At 75.2% G+C, this 18174-nt stretch carries 14 protein-coding genes, 2 tRNA genes, 1 pseudogene and 1 riboswitch; of the genes and pseudogenes, 14 read left to right on the top strand and 3 right to left on the bottom strand.

The window, feature by feature from the left end; translation table 11 throughout:
- From ACFW6A_RS02975 to ACFW6A_RS02955, 5 genes and pseudogenes are all read left to right on the top strand, one after another.
- Positions 1–253: pseudogene (locus tag ACFW6A_RS02975) on the top strand (RNA helicase); the annotation flags it as partial.
- A 180-nt stretch (positions 254–433) separates the two neighbouring features.
- Positions 434–3595, top strand: a complete 3162-nt coding sequence (locus ACFW6A_RS02970) for a FlgD immunoglobulin-like domain containing protein (protein WP_386638360.1) — start codon at positions 434–436, stop codon at positions 3593–3595.
- A 103-nt stretch (positions 3596–3698) separates the two neighbouring features.
- Positions 3699–3771 (top strand) — tRNA-Lys (locus ACFW6A_RS02965).
- A 177-nt stretch (positions 3772–3948) separates the two neighbouring features.
- Positions 3949–5400, top strand: coding sequence for a diacylglycerol/lipid kinase family protein (locus tag ACFW6A_RS02960; protein ID WP_386638357.1), 1452 nt, complete (start codon positions 3949–3951; stop codon positions 5398–5400).
- Positions 5397–6083 (top strand): phosphatase PAP2 family protein, encoded by a 687-nt coding sequence (locus ACFW6A_RS02955; protein ID WP_386638354.1) that lies wholly within the window; start codon positions 5397–5399, stop codon positions 6081–6083. The genes ACFW6A_RS02960 and ACFW6A_RS02955 overlap by 4 nt, the downstream gene beginning before the upstream one ends.
- 168 nt (positions 6084–6251) lie before the next feature.
- Here the strand turns inward: ACFW6A_RS02955 and ACFW6A_RS02950 are convergent, their stop codons facing one another.
- The gene (locus ACFW6A_RS02950) at positions 6252–7193 is read right to left on the bottom strand and encodes a sigma-70 family RNA polymerase sigma factor (RefSeq protein ID WP_386638351.1); all 942 of its coding nucleotides are present in this window, start codon (positions 7191–7193) and stop codon (positions 6252–6254) included.
- A gap of 247 nt (positions 7194–7440) precedes the next feature.
- On the opposite strand from ACFW6A_RS02950, the gene ACFW6A_RS02945 reads away from it, so the two are divergent.
- The 9 genes from ACFW6A_RS02945 to ACFW6A_RS02905 all read left to right on the top strand — a co-directional run bounded on the left by ACFW6A_RS02945 (position 7441) and on the right by ACFW6A_RS02905 (position 15902).
- Positions 7441–7935 (top strand): rhodanese-like domain-containing protein, encoded by a 495-nt coding sequence (locus ACFW6A_RS02945; protein ID WP_351856845.1) that lies wholly within the window; start codon positions 7441–7443, stop codon positions 7933–7935.
- 50 nt (positions 7936–7985) lie between these two features.
- Positions 7986–8059 (top strand) — tRNA-Met (locus ACFW6A_RS02940).
- A gap of 112 nt (positions 8060–8171) precedes the next feature.
- Positions 8172–8912 carry a MerR family transcriptional regulator gene (locus ACFW6A_RS02935; protein ID WP_386638349.1) on the top strand — a complete coding sequence of 247 codons (741 nt, stop codon included), beginning with the start codon at positions 8172–8174 and terminating at the stop codon, positions 8910–8912.
- A gap of 106 nt (positions 8913–9018) precedes the next feature.
- The gene (locus ACFW6A_RS02930) at positions 9019–9441 is read left to right on the top strand and encodes a hypothetical protein (RefSeq protein WP_386638347.1); all 423 of its coding nucleotides are present in this window, start codon (positions 9019–9021) and stop codon (positions 9439–9441) included.
- A 74-nt stretch (positions 9442–9515) separates the two neighbouring features.
- Positions 9516–10568, top strand: coding sequence for a PLP-dependent cysteine synthase family protein (locus ACFW6A_RS02925; RefSeq protein WP_351854237.1), 1053 nt, complete (start codon positions 9516–9518; stop codon positions 10566–10568).
- Entirely contained in the window at positions 10565–11809 is a 1245-nt protein-coding gene (locus ACFW6A_RS02920; protein ID WP_351854234.1) for an MFS transporter, read from the top strand. Before ACFW6A_RS02925 ends, ACFW6A_RS02920 begins: the two co-directional genes overlap by 4 nt.
- Before the next feature lie 206 nt (positions 11810–12015).
- Positions 12016–13266: a PP2C family protein-serine/threonine phosphatase gene (locus ACFW6A_RS02915; protein ID WP_386476549.1), complete on the top strand. Its 1251-nt coding sequence runs from the start codon at positions 12016–12018 to the stop codon at positions 13264–13266.
- Positions 13267–13508: 242 nt separating this feature from the next.
- Positions 13509–13660: riboswitch (cyclic di-AMP (ydaO/yuaA leader) on the top strand.
- Between the two features lie 11 nt (positions 13661–13671).
- Positions 13672–14871, top strand: a complete 1200-nt coding sequence (locus tag ACFW6A_RS02910; RefSeq protein ID WP_386638345.1) for a peptidoglycan DD-metalloendopeptidase family protein — start codon at positions 13672–13674, stop codon at positions 14869–14871.
- A gap of 71 nt (positions 14872–14942) precedes the next feature.
- Entirely contained in the window at positions 14943–15902 is a 960-nt protein-coding gene (locus tag ACFW6A_RS02905) for an aldo/keto reductase (protein WP_351854230.1), read from the top strand.
- On the opposite strand, the gene ACFW6A_RS02900 is transcribed toward ACFW6A_RS02905, so the two are convergent.
- Positions 15899–17230 carry a PrsW family intramembrane metalloprotease gene (locus ACFW6A_RS02900; protein WP_386638620.1) on the bottom strand — a complete coding sequence of 444 codons (1332 nt, stop codon included), beginning with the start codon at positions 17228–17230 and terminating at the stop codon, positions 15899–15901. The two genes, ACFW6A_RS02905 and ACFW6A_RS02900, sit on opposite strands and share 4 nt — an antisense overlap.
- A 148-nt stretch (positions 17231–17378) precedes the next feature.
- Entirely contained in the window at positions 17379–18098 is a 720-nt protein-coding gene (trmB, locus tag ACFW6A_RS02895) for a tRNA (guanosine(46)-N7)-methyltransferase TrmB (protein WP_351854246.1), read from the bottom strand.
- Positions 18099–18174 lie beyond the last annotated feature (76 nt).

Here is an 18174-nt window from a genome sequence, read left to right as displayed (position 1 = left end):
CGGCTTCCGCCGGGACAACGACCGTCCCTCCGGCGGCTTCCGCCGTGACGACCGTCCGTCGGGTGGCTTCCGCCGCGACAACGACCGTCCGTTCAACCGCGACCGCCGCGACGACCGCCCCTCCGGCGGCTTCCGCCGCGACGACCGCCCGTCCGGTGGCTTCCGCCGCGACGACCACCGCCCGTCCGGCTCCTCTTCCTCCTTCGGAGGCGGCCGCCGCGACGACAAGCCCCGCTGGAAGCGCAACGGCTGAGCCCCGGCCCGCGTGACCTGACGCACCGACGAACCCCCGTGACACCCGATGTCACGGGGGTTCGTCGCGTCCGGCGTACAACCATCGGGGCGGCGAGCCCGTCTCGTACAGAGAGGCGGGTGGTGCGCGTGTGTCCGGCCACCCGTCACGGCGCTGGATCACCCCCGGGGAGGGGCCCTCTTGTCTCGTACCGCACCCACGCGGCGGACCCGCACGCGTGCCGTCCTGCTCGCCGCCGTCATGGCCGCCACCGGCGCGGGGCTCGTGCCCGGCGCGGTCGCCGCGCCCGGCGCGCCCGTGGTCGGCATCGACCAGCTCGACGTCGACCCCACCTGGCGCACCGCGCCCCGCGCGGAGACGGTCGTCGCCGTCGGCGCGGGCGGGTACGCGCACCGGGCGGAAGACTCCGACCGCTCGTCCGGCGAACGCATGGAGTGGACGGACTTCGCGACCGGCACGAGCCGGTCCCTGGGATACGGAGACGGCAACGACGCGTTCGCGGAGTTCGGCACCGGCGGCCGGTACGTCCACGTGGACGGCGGCTCCGGCTCCTCCCTCCTCGACCTGGAGACGGGCTCGGCGACGGCCCTGACCGTCCCCGAGGACAGCACCTACGAGGGGCTGGTCGGCGACCGGCTGATCTTCCGGGAGTACGAGCCCGGAACCTCCCGGGACACCGTCCGCGGATACGCCGTCCGTGCCGCGAACGCGCCCGACGGCCCTTCGGTCGCCGTCACCGGCTGGCCGGACGGGACGAACCTCCGCACGGCACGACTCGTGGCCGGGGCGCCGGGCGTCGCCGTCTTCCGCTTCACCCGGGGCGAGTCGGGCATGAACCGCGACTTCCTCCTCGGGATCGTCGACCTGACGACCGGGCGGGTGCGGGTACTGGAGGCGCCGACCGTCACGGACGGCTCCTCCGCCGCCGGGGTCACCGTCACCGCCGAACGCATCGCCTGGGTGGACCCCGACCGGACCGTCCACATCCGCGCGCGCGCCGACCTCACAGGACCGGAGATCTCCTACCCGCTGCCGGAGGGGCTGAGCACCACCCGGATCGGCCTCGTCGGCGACTGGCTCCTGACCACGGCCGACACCGGCTCGACACTGGAGGACCTCACCCGCCGGCTGGTCGCCGTCAGTCCCGCCGGGGAGCAGCGGACGCTCCTCGCCGGGGCGGAGGAGCGGATCACCCAGTTCGGCGACGGCTCCGGCACGGCGGCCGTCACCGGCGGCACGTCCGCGACCGACTGGGCCGTCCTCAAGGCCGTCCCCGGCAAGGGCGGTGGCGCCCCGGTGCTGGAGAAGCTGCGCAAGGTGGCGCCGCTGCCGGTCGACGTGGTGGGCCTCGCGCTGGGCATGGGCCGGCTCACCACACTGGAGCAGGACAGCGGCAAGGAGGCGGGCTTCCAGACCCGTACGCTCCCGGTCGGCCCGCTCCACACCGGCCAGTCCGCGCCCGTGCCCGCCGGGACGGAGGCGGGCGCGCAGTGGTACGAGACCCCGCTCTTCGACGCCGGCGACGGCCGGACGGTCTCCTCGCCGAGGATCACGTACACCCCCCGCGCGGTCGTCTCCCGCAAGGCCGACGGCCGGACCACCCGGGTGCGAGTGGACCAGAACGGCCAGATCGGCGAGGTCGCCGACGCCTTCGGCCGGTGGGCGGTCTACCAGACCGGCGAGCCGGGCTGGTACGGCGAACTCGTCGCCGACGGCGAGACCCTCGTCCTGGACATGGACGGGCAGAAGATCGTCTCCCGCCAGAAGCAGGTCGCGGCCGCCCTCTGGGGCGACACCCTCTTCACCGGCACGAGCACCACGGGCCAGGTCGCCCGCAAGGACCTCGCCACCGGCAGGACCCTCGGCACGCTCGCGACCGGATCCGGCTGCCCGCTGACCGAGCTCCAGGCGGCCGGCCGCTGGCTCTACTGGTCGTGCGCCGGGTACGAGAAGCAGGGCGTCCTCGACCTCAAGCCGTCCACGCCCGTCTCCATCTCCCTGCCCAGGGGTTCGTACCGGGGCGGCCTCCTCGGCGACGGCTACTTCGTCGACGAGGGCGCCTCGTCCCTGCGCGTCACCCCCTTCCACAGCGGAAGGGCCGCAGCCGCCTACGACCTGACCCGTGCCGAGCCGGTCTCCGGCGTGCGCCGCACCACCTGGACCGTCGACCGGTTCGGCGGCGCCGTGGCCTACCGCGGCGCCGACCAGCGGGTGCACGCGGTGTGGACCGACACGCCCACCTCGGACCTGACCGCCGCCTCCTCCTCCGTCCCGGCGAGCCTGCGGCTGCCCGGCACCTGGAAGGGGTCCTGGACCCTGTCCAAGCCGGCCGCTTCGTACGAGGTGAACATCCGGGACGCGTACAGCCTGAAGGCCGTCCGCACGGTCCGGGCGAACGAGACCCGCGGCCGGATCGACGTCACCTGGGACGGCCGGAACGCGGCGGGCCTGCCGGCGCCCAACGGGCCGTACGTCTGGGAACTGCGCGCCACCACCGCCGACGGCAAGGGCCGCGACCTGGTGGCCAGTGGCCGCTTCCCCGTCTCCGGCAGCCGGCCCGCCTTCCGCGACCTCGCCGGGAACGACGCCCAGGGCGACCTCCTCGCCGTGGACACGGCCGGCGCCGTCTCGCTCTACCGCGGCAACGGCCTCGGCAGGCTCTCCGCCCGCACCACCGCCTCCGGCGCGGCCTTCCCGGCCGGCTCCCTCCTCGTCCCCTTCGGCGACGTGAACGCGGACGGCTGCGCCGACGTCCTCGGCCGCGTCGGGAACGAACTGCGCGCCTACCGGCAGGGCTGCGGCAAGGTCGTGACGGCCTCCTCGCCGTACACCGCCATCGGCTCCGGGTGGGCCCAGTACGACGTGCTGACCTCGCCCGGCGACGTCAACGGCGACGGACACGACGACCTGATCGCGCGCCAGGCCTCCACCGGCGACGTGTACTTCTACGCCGGCACCGCCGACCACCACCTCGCGTCCCGCCTCCGGATCGGCGTCGACTGGAGGCTCTACAAGCGGATCACCGGCGCGGGCGACCTCGACGGCGACGGCCGCGGCGACCTCCTCGGCGTCGACGCCGCCGGCGTCCTCTGGTCCTACTACGGCACCCCGTCCGGCGGCGTCACCGCGCGCGTGCGGGTCGGCGGCGGCTGGCAGGCGTACACCGCCCTCCAGGGCACCGGCGACCTCGACGGCGACGGGGACGGCGACCTCGTCGCCCGCGACGCCTCCGGCCGTCTCTACGCCTACTACAGCTACGGCCAGGGCCGCACCACGGCCCCCTACGCCCCCCGCGAGCTCATCGGAACCGGCGGCTGGAACACCTTCCGCGCCCTCTTCTGACCGCCCCGCGCCGCGCCCCGGCCCGGGGCGCGGCGCGGCGGGACCCGATACCCGATCGGTTCCCCGGGCCCGTCCCGCTATGCTGCACGGAGTACTCGCACACGGGCCGTTAGCTCAATTGGCAGAGCAGTGGACTTTTAATCCATTGGTTGTGGGTTCGAGTCCCACACGGCCTACCGACACCCGAAGCGCCCCGCCCGCATTTCCGGCCGGGGCGCTTCGCCGTGTCCGGGTGGGGGCGGCCCCGGGGCTGACGCCGGGTCACCGAGGTGATGATCTTCCGTCGAACGGCTGCTTCCGTGGGGTGGGGCGGGGCAGCCTGGGGGAGTCTGGGAAAGGTGGAGGTGGGGTCGGTGAGCGGGGACACGCGGTGGTGGGACGACGGTTCGGGTGCGGGGGCCCGGGCGGTTGCGGGCACGGCGCGGGATCTGGCGCGGTGGGCGCTGGCCGCGGCCGGGGCGGCGGTGGTCGTGCTGCTGTCGGCGCTGAGGGGCGGCGGGCTGCTGGTGCTGCTCAGCGGGGTGGTGGGGCTGGTGGCGGGGGCCGTGGGGCTGTGGTGGTTCGTGGCGCACCGGGGGCCGTTGCGGGTCGCGGGGGCGGCGCTGCTGGTGGGGGCGCCGGTCGCGGTGCTCGTGCTGTACGTGGTCGGCGGCCTGTGGGTGTTCGCGCTGACCGCGCTCGGGCTGTGGGGGGTCGCCCTCGGGTGCGCGCGGGCCGCGCTGCGCAGGCCGGGCGAGGTGCTCGACGCGCCCGCGCCCGCCGTGGCCGCAGCCCGGCCCCGGAACGCCGTGCTGATCATGAACCCGAAGTCCGGCGGCGGGAAGGTCGAGAAGTTCGGGCTCGTCGGCAAGGCCGAACGGCTGGGCGCCCGGGTCGTGCTGCTCGACCCGTCCGCGTCCGCCGACGTCACGGCGCTGGCCCGGAAGGCCGTCGCGGACGGCGCGGACCTGCTCGGGGTCGCCGGCGGCGACGGCACCCAGGCGCTGGTCGCGGCGGTCGCCGCCGAGCACGACCTGCCGTTCCTGGTGATCTCCGCCGGCACCCGCAACCACTTCGCGATGGACCTCGGGCTGGACCGGAACGACCCGGCGGCCTGCCTGGAGGCGCTCACCGACGGCGAGGAGCTCCGCGTCGACCTCGGCACGGTCTCCGGCCGGCCGTTCGTCAACACCGTCTCCTTCGGGGTGTACGCGGACGTGGTGCAGCGGCCCGAGTACCGCGACGCCAAGGCGGAGACCGCGTTCGAGGCGCTGCCCGACCTGCTCCGGGGCGGCCTCGGCGACCGGCTCGACGCGACCGCCGACGCCACCCGGCTGCCGGGCCAGCAGGCGATCCTGGTCAGCAACAACCCGTACGCCGCGCCCGATCCGTTCGGCGCGGGCGCCGGGCACCGCACCCGCCTGGACAGCGGCAGGCTCGGGGTCGTCGGCGTCCGGGTGGACGGTGCGGCGCACGCCGCCGAACTGGCCGTGCTCGGCACCCAGTCCACCGCGCTCAACGTCCTGACCGCGCGGCGCGTCGAAGTCCACGGAGGGGTCACCAACGCCGGCGTGCCGAAGGCGGAGGGGACCGTGCCGGTGGCCGTGGACGGGGAGGCGCTCGTCCTGCCCACCCCGGTCGTGTGCGAACTGCGGCCGGGCGCCCTGCGGGTGCTGGTTCCGCGCGCCCGGCCGGGAGTGGTTCCGCCGCCCCCGCCGTTGGACTGGCGGCGGATCATCCGGATCGCCTTCCCGGACCCGTACGGTTCCGGCCCTTCGAACCGTACGGGGACCCCGTCCGACGACCCCTACAGGAGTGGCGCATGAGCGACGAGAGCACGTACGAGGCCGGGCCCGGTCCCGGCGAGGGACGGCGGGACCCGTCCACGGCCCCGGCGGCCGGACCGGTGCGGCTGCGGGACCGGCCGCGGGCCGCGCTGCTGGCCGGCCGGGCCGCGCTGCACGACCTGCGGGCCGTGGACGGCGCCCTGTACGCGGCGGTGGCCGCCACGCCGACGCCCGCCCTGGACGTGGGCCTGCGCCGGCTGTCGAACGCCGCGGACCACTCCAAGATCTCCTTCGCCGTCGCCGCCGCCCTCGCCCTCTTCCCGGGCCGGCCGCGCCGCGCGGCGCTCGCGGGCGTCGGCGCGATCGCGATCGCCTCGGCGTCGGCGAACATCCTCGGCAAGCGGCTGGTCCGCCGGCCGCGCCCGGACCGGGAGGCGGCGCGGGTGGTCGTCGGCCGGCACGTCCCGATGCCGGAGTCGGCCTCCTTCCCTTCGGGCCACACCGCCTCGGCGGTCGCCTTCGCCACCGCCGCGGGCGTGGCGCTGCCGCCCGTGGCGGTGCCGCTGGGGCTGCTGGCCTCGGCGGTCGGCTACTCCCGCGTCCACACGGGGGTCCACTACCCCGGCGACGTGGCCGCCGGCGCCGTCCTCGGCCTCGCCAGCGGCGCCGCCTCCCTGGCCGTCGGTTCGTCCCTGACGAAGCGCCGCGCGGCCTCCGTCTGAGGCCGCAGCGGGAGCCCCGGCCGGGGTCGGGTCCGGACCGCTCCGGGGCCGCTCCGGGTCCGGGGCGGGTCGGGGTCGGGTCCGCTCCGGGGCGGGTCCGCTCCGGGTCCGGATCGGTTCCGGGGCGGGTCCGGGGCACCCTCGGGTCGCCCCGGGGCGGGTCCCGGGTCAGTCCGGGTAGACGGCGCGGTCCAGGGCCTCCTGGGGGATGCCCAGGGCGGCGATGCGCTCCGGGTCGGCCAGGACGTGCAGCTGGACGATGCGGTCGCCGGCGATCGTGAAGGCCATGAGCGCGGTCGGCCTGCCGTCGACGACCGACAGGACGGCCGGCAGGCCGTTGGCGACGATCGGCAGCGAGGCCTTGCGGAAGCTCGCGTACATGACGGCCTGCCGGATGATCGCCTCGGCGCCGTGGACCAGCTTGGAGGTGCCGGCGAGGAGCACCCCGCCGTCGGCGCGGAGCACCGCGTCCGGGTCGAGGACGGCGAGCAGGCCCTCGAAGTCGCCGCCCTGGGAGGCGGCGAGGAAGGCGTCGGCGATCTCCCGCTGGCGGCGCGCGTCGGGGCCGGGCCCCGGGTCGGCGTCCTGGACGCGGCGCCGCGCCCGGCTGGCCAGCTGCCGGGTCGCCGCCGGCGTGCGGTCCACGATCCGCGCGATCTCGTCGAAGGGGACGGCGAACATGTCGTGCAGCACGAAGGCGAGCCGCTCGGCCGGCGCGAGGGTCTCCAGGACGACGAGGAGCGCGAGGCCGACCGACTCGGTCAGCTCGGCGGCGTGCTCCGGGTCGCCGGCGCCGGGGACGTGCACGACCGGGTCGGGGACGAAGTGGTCGAGCGGGTCCTCGCGGCGGGAGCCGCGCGAGCGCAGCATGTCCAGGCAGACCCGGCCGATGACCGTGGTGAGCCAGCCGGTGAGGTTGGCGACCCCGCTCACGTCGGTGCGGCTGAGCTTGAACCAGGTCTCCTGGACCGCGTCCTCCGCCTCGCCGAGCGAGCCGAGCATGCGGTAGGCGACGGCCCGCAGGTGCCCGCGGTCGGCGTCGAAGCGGCGCGCCAGCGCGTCCGTGCCGGGCCCGCCGCCTCCGGTCCGCTCCACCGTGCTGTCGTCCATCCGTCGTTCTCCCCCTTCGCGTCCCGTCATGCCTCCATGACGGATCGGAACCCATGGATGTGACGGCGGGAGGACGGCGGCACGCGCGCGCGTGGCCACGCCGTACGGCTCCTGCCTCCCCCGGCCGGTCTCGGCCCGTGAGATCCACGCCGCCCGGCGGCCCCTGCCCGGGTTTCCCCGGCCGAAGGCCGCCAGTGCCGTGGAACACCACTTCAGCGCGGTGATCATCATCCGTAGATTGATCACCATGACGACGACAGGAACCCCGGTCAACCCCGTGCTGCGCACCCCGCCGGCCTCGCCCGCCGCCGCGGCCGCCTACTTCTCCGCCAGCCTCGCCTTCCACGCCGACGTCTCCGACGTGGCCTCCGCCCTGGCCGACGCCCGGGCCACCGGGACCGACCCGGGCTTCGTGGTGATCGACACCCGCTCGACCGCCTCCTGGGACCAGGGGCACGTCCCCGGGGCCGTCCACCTCCCCACCGCGCTCATCCCCGAGCAGGCCGAGCGGCTCCTGGACCGGTCCGTGCCGGTCGTCACGTACTGCTGGGGCCCCGGCTGCAACGGCGCCACGCGCGCGGCGCTCGCCCTCGCCGAGCTGGGCTTCCGCGTGAAGGAGATGCTCGGCGGCTTCGAGTACTGGGCGCGCGAGGGCTTCGCGTACGAGACCTGGGAAGGCCCGGCGCGGCAGGCCGCGGACCCGCTGACGGCCCCGGTCGACGCCGAGGACTGCGGCTGCTGAGGAATCGATTTCGCTTTCCACCGCCCATGCCGTAAGGTCGTATTCACCGACGCGGGGTGGAGCAGCTCGGTAGCTCGCTGGGCTCATAACCCAGAGGTCGCAGGTTCAAATCCTGTCCCCGCTACTCAGTAGCCCGAAGGCCCGGATCCGGAAGCGGATCCGGGCCTTCGGCGTTCCACGGACCCGTCGGCTTCCGGCTTGACCTTTACGCAACGTCAAGTTCTACCGTTCTCGGCATGGAGTGGTCGATCCAGGAGATCGCCAGGAAGGCCGGCACCACCAGCCGCACGCTCCGCCACTACGGCGAGCTGGGGCTGCTGGAGCCGAGCCGGATCGGCGCGAACGGTTACCGGTACTACGACCAGGCGGCGCTCGTCCGGCTGCAGCGGATCCTGCTGCTGCGCGAAATCGGGCTCTCGCTGCCCGCCATCGCCGAGGTCCTCGAAGGCCAGCGGGACACCTCGGCCGCCCTGCGCACGCACCTGGCCCTCCTCCAGCAGGAGCGCGAGCGCATCGGCCGGCAGATCGAGGCCGTACGGACCACTCTCCACAAGACCGAGAGAGGAGAACGGCTCATGGCCGAGGAAGTCTTCGACGGCTTCGACCACACGGCGTACGAGGCGGAGGTCACCGAACGGTGGGGCCGCGAGGCGTACGAGAAGGGCGACCGCTGGTGGCGGTCGCTCGGCGAGGCCGAGAAGAAGGAGTTCATGGAGACGCAGGCCGCCATCGCCCGCGACTTCGGCGCGGCGGCCGCCGCCGGCCTCGCGCCGGACGGCGACGAGGTGCAGGCCCTGGCCCGCCGCCAGTACGAGTGGCTGTCGGTCACCACCACGCCGACCAAGGAGTACCTGATCGGGCTCGGCCGGATGTACGTGGACGACCCGAGGTTCACCAAGAACTACGACAAGCACGGCGAGGGCACCGCGGTCCTGGTGCGGGACGCCCTGACGGTGTGGGCCGAGCGGAACCTGTGAGGCCCGCGCCGCCCCGGCGTCCGAAGTAAACGGCGGCCGAAACCGCACCGGTCCGCGCCCGCCTCTTTGCGCCGGCGCGAACGCGGAACGTAACGTCGTGACCGCCATGGGTGACGAGAGTGTGACGGTCGGGCGAGGAGCAGCAGGAGGACGGGCGCCCGTCCTCCTGCTGCTCCTCGCGCTCCTCGCGCTGTTCGCGGGGCTCTGCCACGGCGCCGCCGGCCACGAGGGGCCCACCCTGCCGGGGCACCCGCCGACCGGCGCGGCCGTCGCCGTCGTCGGTCCCGCCCACGGGCCCGGCCCGCACGGCTGCGGGCAGGACGGCGGGGGACACTCCGCCGAGCTGCCGCTCTCCGCCCAGACGGCCGCCGCCCCGCAGCTCGACCCGCCGGGCCCCGGCACGGTCGTCACCGTCGGCCGCGCCACCCCGCTGCCCGCGGCGGCGGAGCTCCGGCACGCGCGCACCCGGGCGGGGCCCTGCCCCGAGCCCGGACGGCTGCTCGTCTCCCTCGGAGTGGACCGGAACTGAGACCGCCCCCGTCGCCCCCGCGACGGCCCGGCCCTCTCTTCCCTCCCGCGCACCACCACTCCGAGGACACCGCCATGCCACCGCAGACCCCCCTGCTCTCCCCCGCGCACCCCACCGTCGGCAACACGCCCGTGCTGTGGACCGACGACGGCTACTGGGCCAAGCTCGAAGGCTTCAACGCCGGCGGCATCAAGGACCGGCCGGCGCTCCACATGGTCGAGGAGGCCCGCCGCCGGGGCGACCTGCGGCCCGGCGCCCCGATCGTCGAGTCGACCTCCGGCACCCTCGGCCTCGGCCTCGCCCTCGCCGGAGTGCTCCACGGGCACCCCGTGCACGTCGTCACCGACCCCGGCCTGGAGCCGATCGTCGAGCGGATGCTCGTCGCCCACGGCGCCACCGTCCACGTCGTCACCGAGCCGCACCCGCACGGCGGCTGGCAGCAGGCCCGCAAGGACCGGGTCGCCGAACTCCTCGCCCTCCTCGACGGCGCCTGGTGGCCCGACCAGTACGGCAACCCCGACAACCCCGCCGCCTACGCCGGGCTCGCCGCCGAACTCTCCGGACAGCTCGACCGGATCGACGTCCTCGTCTGCGCGGTCGGCACCGGCGGCCACTCGGCCGGCATCGCCCGCGCCCTGCGCGCCACCAGCAGTCCCGCCCTGGAGCTCGTCGGCGTCGACTCGATCCGCTCCACCGTCTTCGGACTGCCCGCAGGAGAGCGGCTGATGCGCGGCCTCGGCTCCTCCATCCACCCGGCCAACGTCGACCACGCGGCCTTCGACGAGGTCCACTGGGTGGCACCCGCCGAGGCGGTCCGCTCCGCGCGGCGGCTCGCCGCCCGCCAGTACGCCACCGGCGGCTGGAGCGTCGGAGCGGTCGCCCTCGTGGCCGGCTGGCTGGCCCGCACCCGCCCCCGGGGCACCCGGATCGCCGCCGTCTTCCCCGACGGGCCGCAGCGCTACTTCGACACCGTCTTCAACGACGCGTACTGCGCCGCCCACGGCCTCCTCGACGGTCCCGTGCGCGACGAACCGGCCGACTACACGGGGCCGGAGGGCGTCGAGTGCTGGACCCGCAGGGTCCTGGACCGCACGGCGGCCGACCGGTGGGCGGGGGCGGCGCGTTGAGCACCACCACGGGCACCACGACCGGCGCCGTCCCGCCGTCCGGCGGTCTGTGGAAGCGGAGCCGCAGCTTCGACCCGGCCGTCCGGCTCCTCTTCCTCAACCAGCTGACCATCAACCTCGGCTTCTACATGCTGATGCCCTACCTGGCCGCCCACCTGGCCGACGGGCTCGGCATGGCGGCCTGGGCGGTCGGGCTCGTCCTCGGCGTCCGCAACCTCTCCCAGCAGGGCATGTTCCTCGTCGGCGGGGCGCTCGCCGACCGGCTCGGCTTCAAGCCGCTCATCGTGGCGGGCTGCGCGCTGCGGACCGTCGGCTTCGGCGCGCTCGCCTTCGCCCAGTCGCTGCCGTTCCTGATCGCCGCCTCGCTCGCCACCGGCCTCGCGGGCGCGCTCTTCAACCCGGCCGTCCGCGCGTGCCTGGCGGCGGAGGCGGGGGAGGAGCGCCGGGTGGAGGCCTTCGCGCTCTTCAACGCCCACTACCAGGCGGGCATCCTGCTCGGCCCGCTGGTCGGGGTGGCGCTCACCGGGGTGTCGTTCCGGCTGACGTGCCTGGTCGCGGCCCTGCTCTTCCTGGGGCTGACCCTGGTCCAGCTGCGGCACCTGCCCGTCTCGGCGGGCGGCGGCCGGCCGGCGCGGAAGGACGGCGAGGGCGGCGGGACCCGGGGCCAGCTGCGCACCGTCCTCGGCAACCGCGTCTTCTGGCTCTTCTCGCTCGCCATGACCGGCTCGTACGTCCTCTCCTTCCAGGTCTACCTGGCGCTGCCGCTCGCGGCGGGCGGCACGGGCGTGACGACCGCGCTCTTCGTGGTCTCCGCGCTCGTCGCGCTCGCCGGGCAGCTGCGGATCACGGCCTGGTGCGCGGCCCGGCTCTCCCGCGAGCGGAGCCTCGTCCTCGGCCTGGCGCTGATGGGCGGCGCCTTCCTGCTGCCCGCCGCGCTCGGCCGGGGCGCGCCGGCGCTGCTGCTGTGCGCGGCGGTCCTGGCGGTGGCGAACGCGGTGCTCTACCCGTACGAGATGGACACCGTCGTCGCCCTCTCCCGGGGGCGCTGGGTGGCCACCCACTACGGGCTCTACAACACGGTGTGCGGGATCGGCATCACCCTCGGGAACCTCGGTACGGGCGTGCTGCTCGACGTCACGGGGTGGACGGCGGTGCCGTGGCTGGCGCTCTGCGCCGTCGGCCTGGGCTGCGCGGCGGCGGTCGCGGCGCTGGGGAGGGGCGGGCGGCTCCGCACCGGGTGAGGGACGGAGGGATGGAGGGGAGAGGCGGGGGCGGGCTCGGGGCGGGGTGAGGACGGCCGGGGGCCGGGCCCGTTCGCGTACGCCGGTCGGCCCCCCGCCGGTCGCCGCCCGGCGCCGGGGCGGGGACCCTGGAGGGTGTGCGGTCGCGGGTCCCGGCCCGGCCCGCACGGCCCGGTGGCGGGCCCCGACCGGTCAGGAGTACTCAGGTGGCGCAGCCTCGGGGAGCGGCGGGCGGTGGGCGGCGGGGCGGGCGGCCCGGCGGTCGCACCGGCAGCTCCGCCGTGCCCCGGGGCTCCTACGGGCGCGAGCCGCGGTCCTCGCCGGTCCCCTACGGGGCCGCCCGGAGGTTCCTGCGGGCGCTGCCGCCGCTGATCATCGCGGGCGGGGTGGTCTTCGACCTGTCCACGCCGCCCGCGTACACGGCGGCCCCGCTCTTCTCCGCCGCCCCGCTGGTCGCCGCCCCGTTCTTCTCCCGGCTCACGACGCTGCTGACCGGGCTCGCGGCGATCCTCGCCTCGATCGGGCTGCACGCGTACAACCGGACGCTCTCCGACGTGCCCTCGCTCACCGAGACCCTGACGGTGGTGACCGTCTCGGCGCTGGCGATGCTGATCAACCTGGTGGTGCGGCGCAGCGGGGAGCGGCTCGCGTCGGCGCGGGTGATCGCGGAGGCGGCGCAGCGGGCGGTGCTGCCGATGCCGGCGGAGCGGATCGCGGGGCTGCAGTGCGCGGCCCGGTACGAGGCGGCGCAGGCGGACGCGTTCATCGGCGGCGACCTGTTCGCGGTGCAGGACACCCCCCACGGGGTGCGCCTGGTGGTGGGGGACGTGCGGGGCAAGGGGATGGACGCGGTGGAGGCGGTGGCCGTGGTCATCGGCTCCTTCCGGGAGGCCGCCGAGCAGGAGGCGACGCTGGAGGGGGTGGCGCAGCGGCTCGAACGGGCCCTCACGCGGGAGGGGGCCCGGCGCGAGGGGCTGGACGCCTTCGAGGGGTTCACGACGGCGGTGATCGCCGAGGTCCCGCGCGGGGGCGGGGTCGTACGGATCGTGAACCGGGGGCATCCGCCGCCACTGCTGCTGTACGGGGACGGGCGCCTGGAGACGGCCGAGCCGGCCGAGCCGGCGCTGCCGCTCGGGATGGGGGAGCTGGCGGCCTGGCCGGACCGGGCCGACGAGCGGGCGTACCCGCCGGGCGCGACGCTGCTCTTCTACACGGACGGCCTGTCGGAGGCGCGGGACGGGCACGGCGTCTTCTACGATCCGGCGGCCCGGCTCGCGGGGGCGGTCTTCCCTGGGCCGGAGGAACTGCTCGACGCGCTCGTGGACGACGTCCGGCGGCACACCGGCGGCGGTTCGACGGACGACATGGCGCTGCTCGCGGTGAGCCGGCCGACGGCCGGGGCGCCGGAACGGCGGCGGACGATGCCGGTGGTGCCGCCGGGACCGGCGCAGCGCTGACCGTTTCCCGGCCCCGGGAAGGGTGCCGTCACGGTGTGTGGTCACGGGGTGCCTCAGAGATAACAATTGACATAACGTCAGATCTCGAAGGTTTGGCCGGACCTCGCTGAAGGGGGCTCAACTCGGGCGAATCCCTGCCAATTCAATGAATGATCAAGGGGAACGGCTTGGAATCGGACCGTCGTGTCTATTAACGTTCGATAACGCAGCGCGGTCGTCCCAGCCGTCGCAAGAGACGGCTCCGTGCGCACGCGCCGAATCCCGCAAGGGAACCGGGGAACCAACCCTTGGGGTGAATCGGGCCCCTCGCACACCCCCCGTGCGAACACGCCCGTAGGAGACCTTCCTGCTCCGAACCCGTCAGCTAACCCGGTAGGCGAGAAGGAAGGAAAGGAGCGCGCCTCCGTGGCGTCCAACACCCCCGTACCCGGAGCCCCCTTCGACCCGTTCGGCGGCCCGGGTGCCGTCGGAGCGGACGACCCGGACGGCTTCGCGCCGGACCCGTACGCGCCGGCCTCCTTCACCCCCGCGCCCGGGGAGTGGAACCCGACCGAGGGCTCGCTGCGCGCCGAGAGCCGCGCCAGCGGCCGGCACCGCGTCGTGAAGCAGCGCTCCAACTTCGCCCGCTCCTCCACCGTCCTCGGCGTCGGCGTCATCGCCGCCGTCGGCGCGGGCGGCCTCGCCACCGCGCAGGAGAAGGCCCCGGTCGCGATCTCCCTCCCGGACCTGCCCGACCTCGGCCTGCCGGACGCCCACGACCTGCCGGGCGTCGGCGACCTCCTCGGCGACGAGGAGGAGACCGCCCCGGCGCGGGACTCCGCGCCGGTCGCGACGGGCGGCGCCGCCGCGAAGCCGCTCACCTCGATCACGTACAACGCCCCGGCCGACACCGCGGCGGGCCCGGCCGCCGTCGCGGAGGAGCGCACCGCCTCCGCCGCCGACGCCGGCGAGGCCCTGCGCGCCCGCATCCTCCAGCAGGCCGAACAGCAGCAGCAGGCCGCCGTCGCCGCCGAGAAGCTGGCCGCCGAGAAGGCCGCCGCCGAGAAGGCCGCGACGGACGCCGCCGCCAAGGCCGCGGCCGCCGCCAAGGCCGAGGCCGAGGCGAAGGCCAAGGCGGAGGCGGAGCGGCTCGCCGCCGAGAAGGCCGAGGCCGAGCGCATCGCCGCCGAGAAGGCGGAGGCCGAACGGCTCGCCAAGCTGGCCGCCAGCTACTCCATGCCGCTCTCCTCGTACACGCTCACCTCGACCTACATGCAGTCCGGCTCGATGTGGTCCTCCGGCTACCACACGGGCCTCGACTTCGCCGCGCCCACCGGCACCCCGCTCAAGGCGGTGCACGGCGGCACGATCAAGTCCGCGGGCTGGTCCGGCTCGTACGGCTACCGCGTCGTCCTGGAACTGGAGGACGGCACCGAGGTCTGGTACTGCCACATGTCCTCGATGACCGTCGCCGCCGGGCAGACCGTCACCACCGGCGAGACCATCGGCCGCGTCGGCGCCACCGGCAACGTCACCGGCCCGCACCTCCACATGGAGGTCCACACCCCCGACGGCTCGGGCATCGACCCGGCGGAGTGGCTGCGCTCCAAGGGCCTGACCGTCTGAGCCCGCTTTCCGGCCGGGGTTCAGGCTCCTCGACCGGAATACGCCCGGCGGTGCACGGAGTTGATTTCTGCATGAACTCGACTCTGCGCCCGCTGGGCACCTCCGACCTGCACGTCTTCCCGCTCGCCCTCGGCGGCAACGTCTTCGGCTGGAGCGCGGACGAGGAGCGGTCCTTCGCCGTCCTCGACGCCTACGCGGCCGCCGGCGGCAACTTCGTGGACACCGCCGACGTCTACTCCGAGTGGGTCGAGGGCAACGAGGGCGGGGAGTCCGAGACGATCATCGGCCGCTGGCTGGCCGCCCGCGGCAACCGCTCCGACGTCGTCGTCGCCACCAAGGTCGGCGCCCACTCCCGCCTCAAGGGCCTCAGCGCCCCCACCATCAAGGCCGGCGCGGAGGAGTCCCTGCGCCGCCTCGGCACCGACTACATCGACCTCTACTACACCCACTTCGACGACGAGTCGGTGCCGGTGGAGGAGATCGTCACCGCCCTCGACCAGCTCGTGCGGGAGGGCAAGGTGCGGGCCGTCGCCGCCTCCAACATCTCCCCCGAGCGGCTGCGGGCCTCCCTCGACTTCGCCGAGGCAGAAGGGCTCGCGCGGTACGTGGCGCTCCAGCCCGAGTACAACCTCGTCTCGCGCGCGAAGTACGAGGGCCCGCTCCTCGACACCGCCGCCGAGACGGGCCTCGCCGCCGTCCCGTACTACGGCCTGGCCTCCGGCTTCCTCACCGGCAAGTACCGGCCCGGCCGGACCGTCGAGAGCGTCCGCGCCCGCGGCGCCTCCCCGCTCGCCGAGACCGCCCGCGGCCAGGCCGTGCTCGCCGCCCTCGACGAGGTCGCCGAGGCCCACGGCGCCGAGCCCGCGACCGTCGCCCTCGCCTGGCTCGCCTCCCGCCCCACCGTCGCCGCGCCGATCGCCTCGGCCCGTACGGTCGAGCAGGTGCCCGCACTCGTCGCGGTCGCCGGCCTGACCCTGACCGAGGCCGAACTGACCCGCCTGACGGCCGCCTCCGAGACGCCCGAGGGCTAGCCCTTGTACGGGTTGTAGCCGCCGTAGTCGAGGTACTGCGGCGGCGCCCACACCCGGCCCGTCGCCCGTGCCGCGTACGACAGGGCGGGCGAGGCCGTCGCCCGGCGCTCCCACAGGTGGTGCAGCAGCTCCTGCTCCCGCGCGGCGAAGTCCGGCACCGGGACCGTGCCCCGGCGGGCCCGCTCGCGCAGGAAGGCGAGGGTCGTGGCGAAGGACTCGTACTCCCCGACCGCCCGCGCCCCCGCCTTGCCGTGCGCACGGGAGGCCACCGCGCGCGCGGTGCGGCGGGCCCGCATCGAGGAGAGCGCCAGCGGCTCCTCCGGCGAGAGCCAGCCCGCCGCCGCGTACGCCGGGAGCACCCCGGCGATGGTGCGCAGCTCCTTCTGCCGGCTCCACACGGCGAGCCAGGTCAGCAGCCCGAAGGCGGGCACCATGAAGATCCCGTAGACGGCGTAGAAGGCGAGCGGGCCGCCGAAGGTCGCCGAGCCGTTCCACAGCGCGTGGACGCCCATCGCGAGCAGCAGTCCGGTGAGCGGCAGCAGCACCCGGCGCAGCCGCTTGCCGCGCGGGGCGAGCGCGGCCAGGCCGAAGCCGATGCCGGTGAGCACGGTGAAGAGCGGGTGCGCGAACGGCGACATCACGACCCGGACGAAGAAGGTGCCGGCGGTGACGGCGCCGATGCCGCCGTCGCCCACGTCCTGGTCCTCCCCGAAGGCGGTGCCGAGGTAGAGGATGTTCTCGGTGAAGGCGAAGCCGGTCGCGGTGAAGCCGGCGATCACCACCCCGTCGACCAGGCTCCGGAAGTCCCGCCGCCGGAAGAGGAACAGCAGCAGGATCGCGGCGGCCTTCGCGGACTCCTCCACCACCGGGGCGATCACGGTGGCGCCCAGGTCGTCGGCCGAGCCCGGATCGGCGGTCGCGGTGGCGATCCAGCGGACGGCGAAGGTGTTGGCGAGGATCGCGACCAGGGCGGCGGCGAACGCGCCCCAGGCGAAGGCGAACAGCAGGTTCTTCCACGGCCCCGGCTCGACCCGGTCGAGCCAGCGGAACGCCGCCATGAGCAGCGGTACGGGGAACACCGCGAGCCCCAGGCCGACGAGGAAGCCCTCGGTGCCGGTCTGCTCGCGCACCAGCGCCAGGATCACCAGGGCGCACAGCGCGAGGAGCGTGACCACCGCGACGGCCCGCACGATCCGGCTCCGCCAGAAGGCCCGCCGGGGCCGGTACCGCCACTGGCGGCGGTCGGCGGCCACGGCGAACGACGGCTCGTCCCCCTCACGGACCGGGACGTGGCTCTCGACCGCCGGCGGCCCCGCCTGCGCGGGCAGGGAGGCGGTGGCCGGCGGCGCGATCGGCTCGGGTGGCGGGGAGGGCGGCAGGGGTGACGACACGCCTCGACCCTAGCGACCGCCGCCGACAGGGGCGACGGACTTCAGGAGAGGCCCGGCACTTCCGGCCGCTTCGGTCCGCTTCCGGCTACTTCCGGCGGAAGAGCAGGTCGTGTACGACGTGACCCTTGTCCAGGCCCTGGCCCTCGAAGCGGGTGAGGGGACGGAAGTCGGGGCGGGGGGCGTAGCCGCCGTCGGGGGCGGTGTTCTCGAAGTCGGGGTGCGCGGACAGCACCTCCAGCATCTGCTCCGCGTACGGCTCCCAGTCCGTGGCGCAGTGCAGGACCCCGCCCGGCTTCAGCCGGGTCGCGAGCAGGGTCAGGAACTCGGGCTGGACGAGGCGCCGCTTGTGGTGCCGCTTCTTCGGCCACGGGTCCGGGAAGTAGACGCGGCAGCCGTCGAGGGAGGCCGGGTCGAGCATCTCGCGGAGCAGGATGATCGCGTCGCCGTTGGCGACCCGGACGTTGGAGAGCCCGTTCCGGTCGGCGAGGCCGAGGAGGTTGCCCTGGCCGGGCGTGTGCACGTCGACGGCGAGGATGCCGGTGCCGGGGTCGGCGGCGGCCATCTGCGCGGTCGCCTCGCCCATCCCGAAGCCGATCTCCAGCACCACGGGCAGTCCGCCGAACAGCTCCCGCAGGTCCAGCACCCGCTTGCCGTCGATGTCCAGGCCCCAGTCGGGCCACCGCTTCAGCATCGCCTCGGCCTGCCCGGCCGTCACCCGGCTCCGGCGCGGCTGGAAACTGCGGATCCGGCGCTCGAAGTGCGCGCCCGCGGGGTCGGGCGAGGGCCCTTCCCCGGGCGCGAACATGCGGCTGCCCCGGCGGGCGACGGGCTCGGTGCGGTTCTCATGCTGCTCAGACACAATGCGGCCCATGGTACGGGCC

Origin of the sequence: Streptomyces sp. NPDC058758, from assembly GCF_042746075.1 — a bacterium.
In the GTDB taxonomy this organism is placed as follows: Bacteria; Actinomycetota; Actinomycetes; order Streptomycetales; family Streptomycetaceae; genus Streptomyces.
The sequence above is the reverse complement of the archived record's forward strand: the minus strand, read 5'-3'. Positions and strand labels throughout refer to the sequence as shown.

Coding starts and splice junctions, on each gene's coding strand:
- ACFW6A_RS02955 (WP_386638354.1), top strand. CDS start 5,397: ATGAGCGACGAGAGCACGTACGAGGCCGGGCCCGGTCCCGGCGAGGGA.
- ACFW6A_RS02930 (WP_386638347.1), top strand. CDS start 9,019: ATGGGTGACGAGAGTGTGACGGTCGGGCGAGGAGCAGCAGGAGGACGG.
- ACFW6A_RS02925 (WP_351854237.1), top strand. CDS start 9,516: ATGCCACCGCAGACCCCCCTGCTCTCCCCCGCGCACCCCACCGTCGGC.
- ACFW6A_RS02905 (WP_351854230.1), top strand. CDS start 14,943: ATGAACTCGACTCTGCGCCCGCTGGGCACCTCCGACCTGCACGTCTTC.
- ACFW6A_RS02950 (WP_386638351.1), bottom strand. CDS start 7,193: ATGGACGACAGCACGGTGGAGCGGACCGGAGGCGGCGGGCCCGGCACG.
- trmB (WP_351854246.1), bottom strand. CDS start 18,098: ATGTTCGCGCCCGGGGAAGGGCCCTCGCCCGACCCCGCGGGCGCGCAC.
- ACFW6A_RS02935 (WP_386638349.1), top strand. CDS start 8,172: ATGGAGTGGTCGATCCAGGAGATCGCCAGGAAGGCCGGCACCACCAGC.
- ACFW6A_RS02945 (WP_351856845.1), top strand. CDS start 7,441: ATGACGACGACAGGAACCCCGGTCAACCCCGTGCTGCGCACCCCGCCG.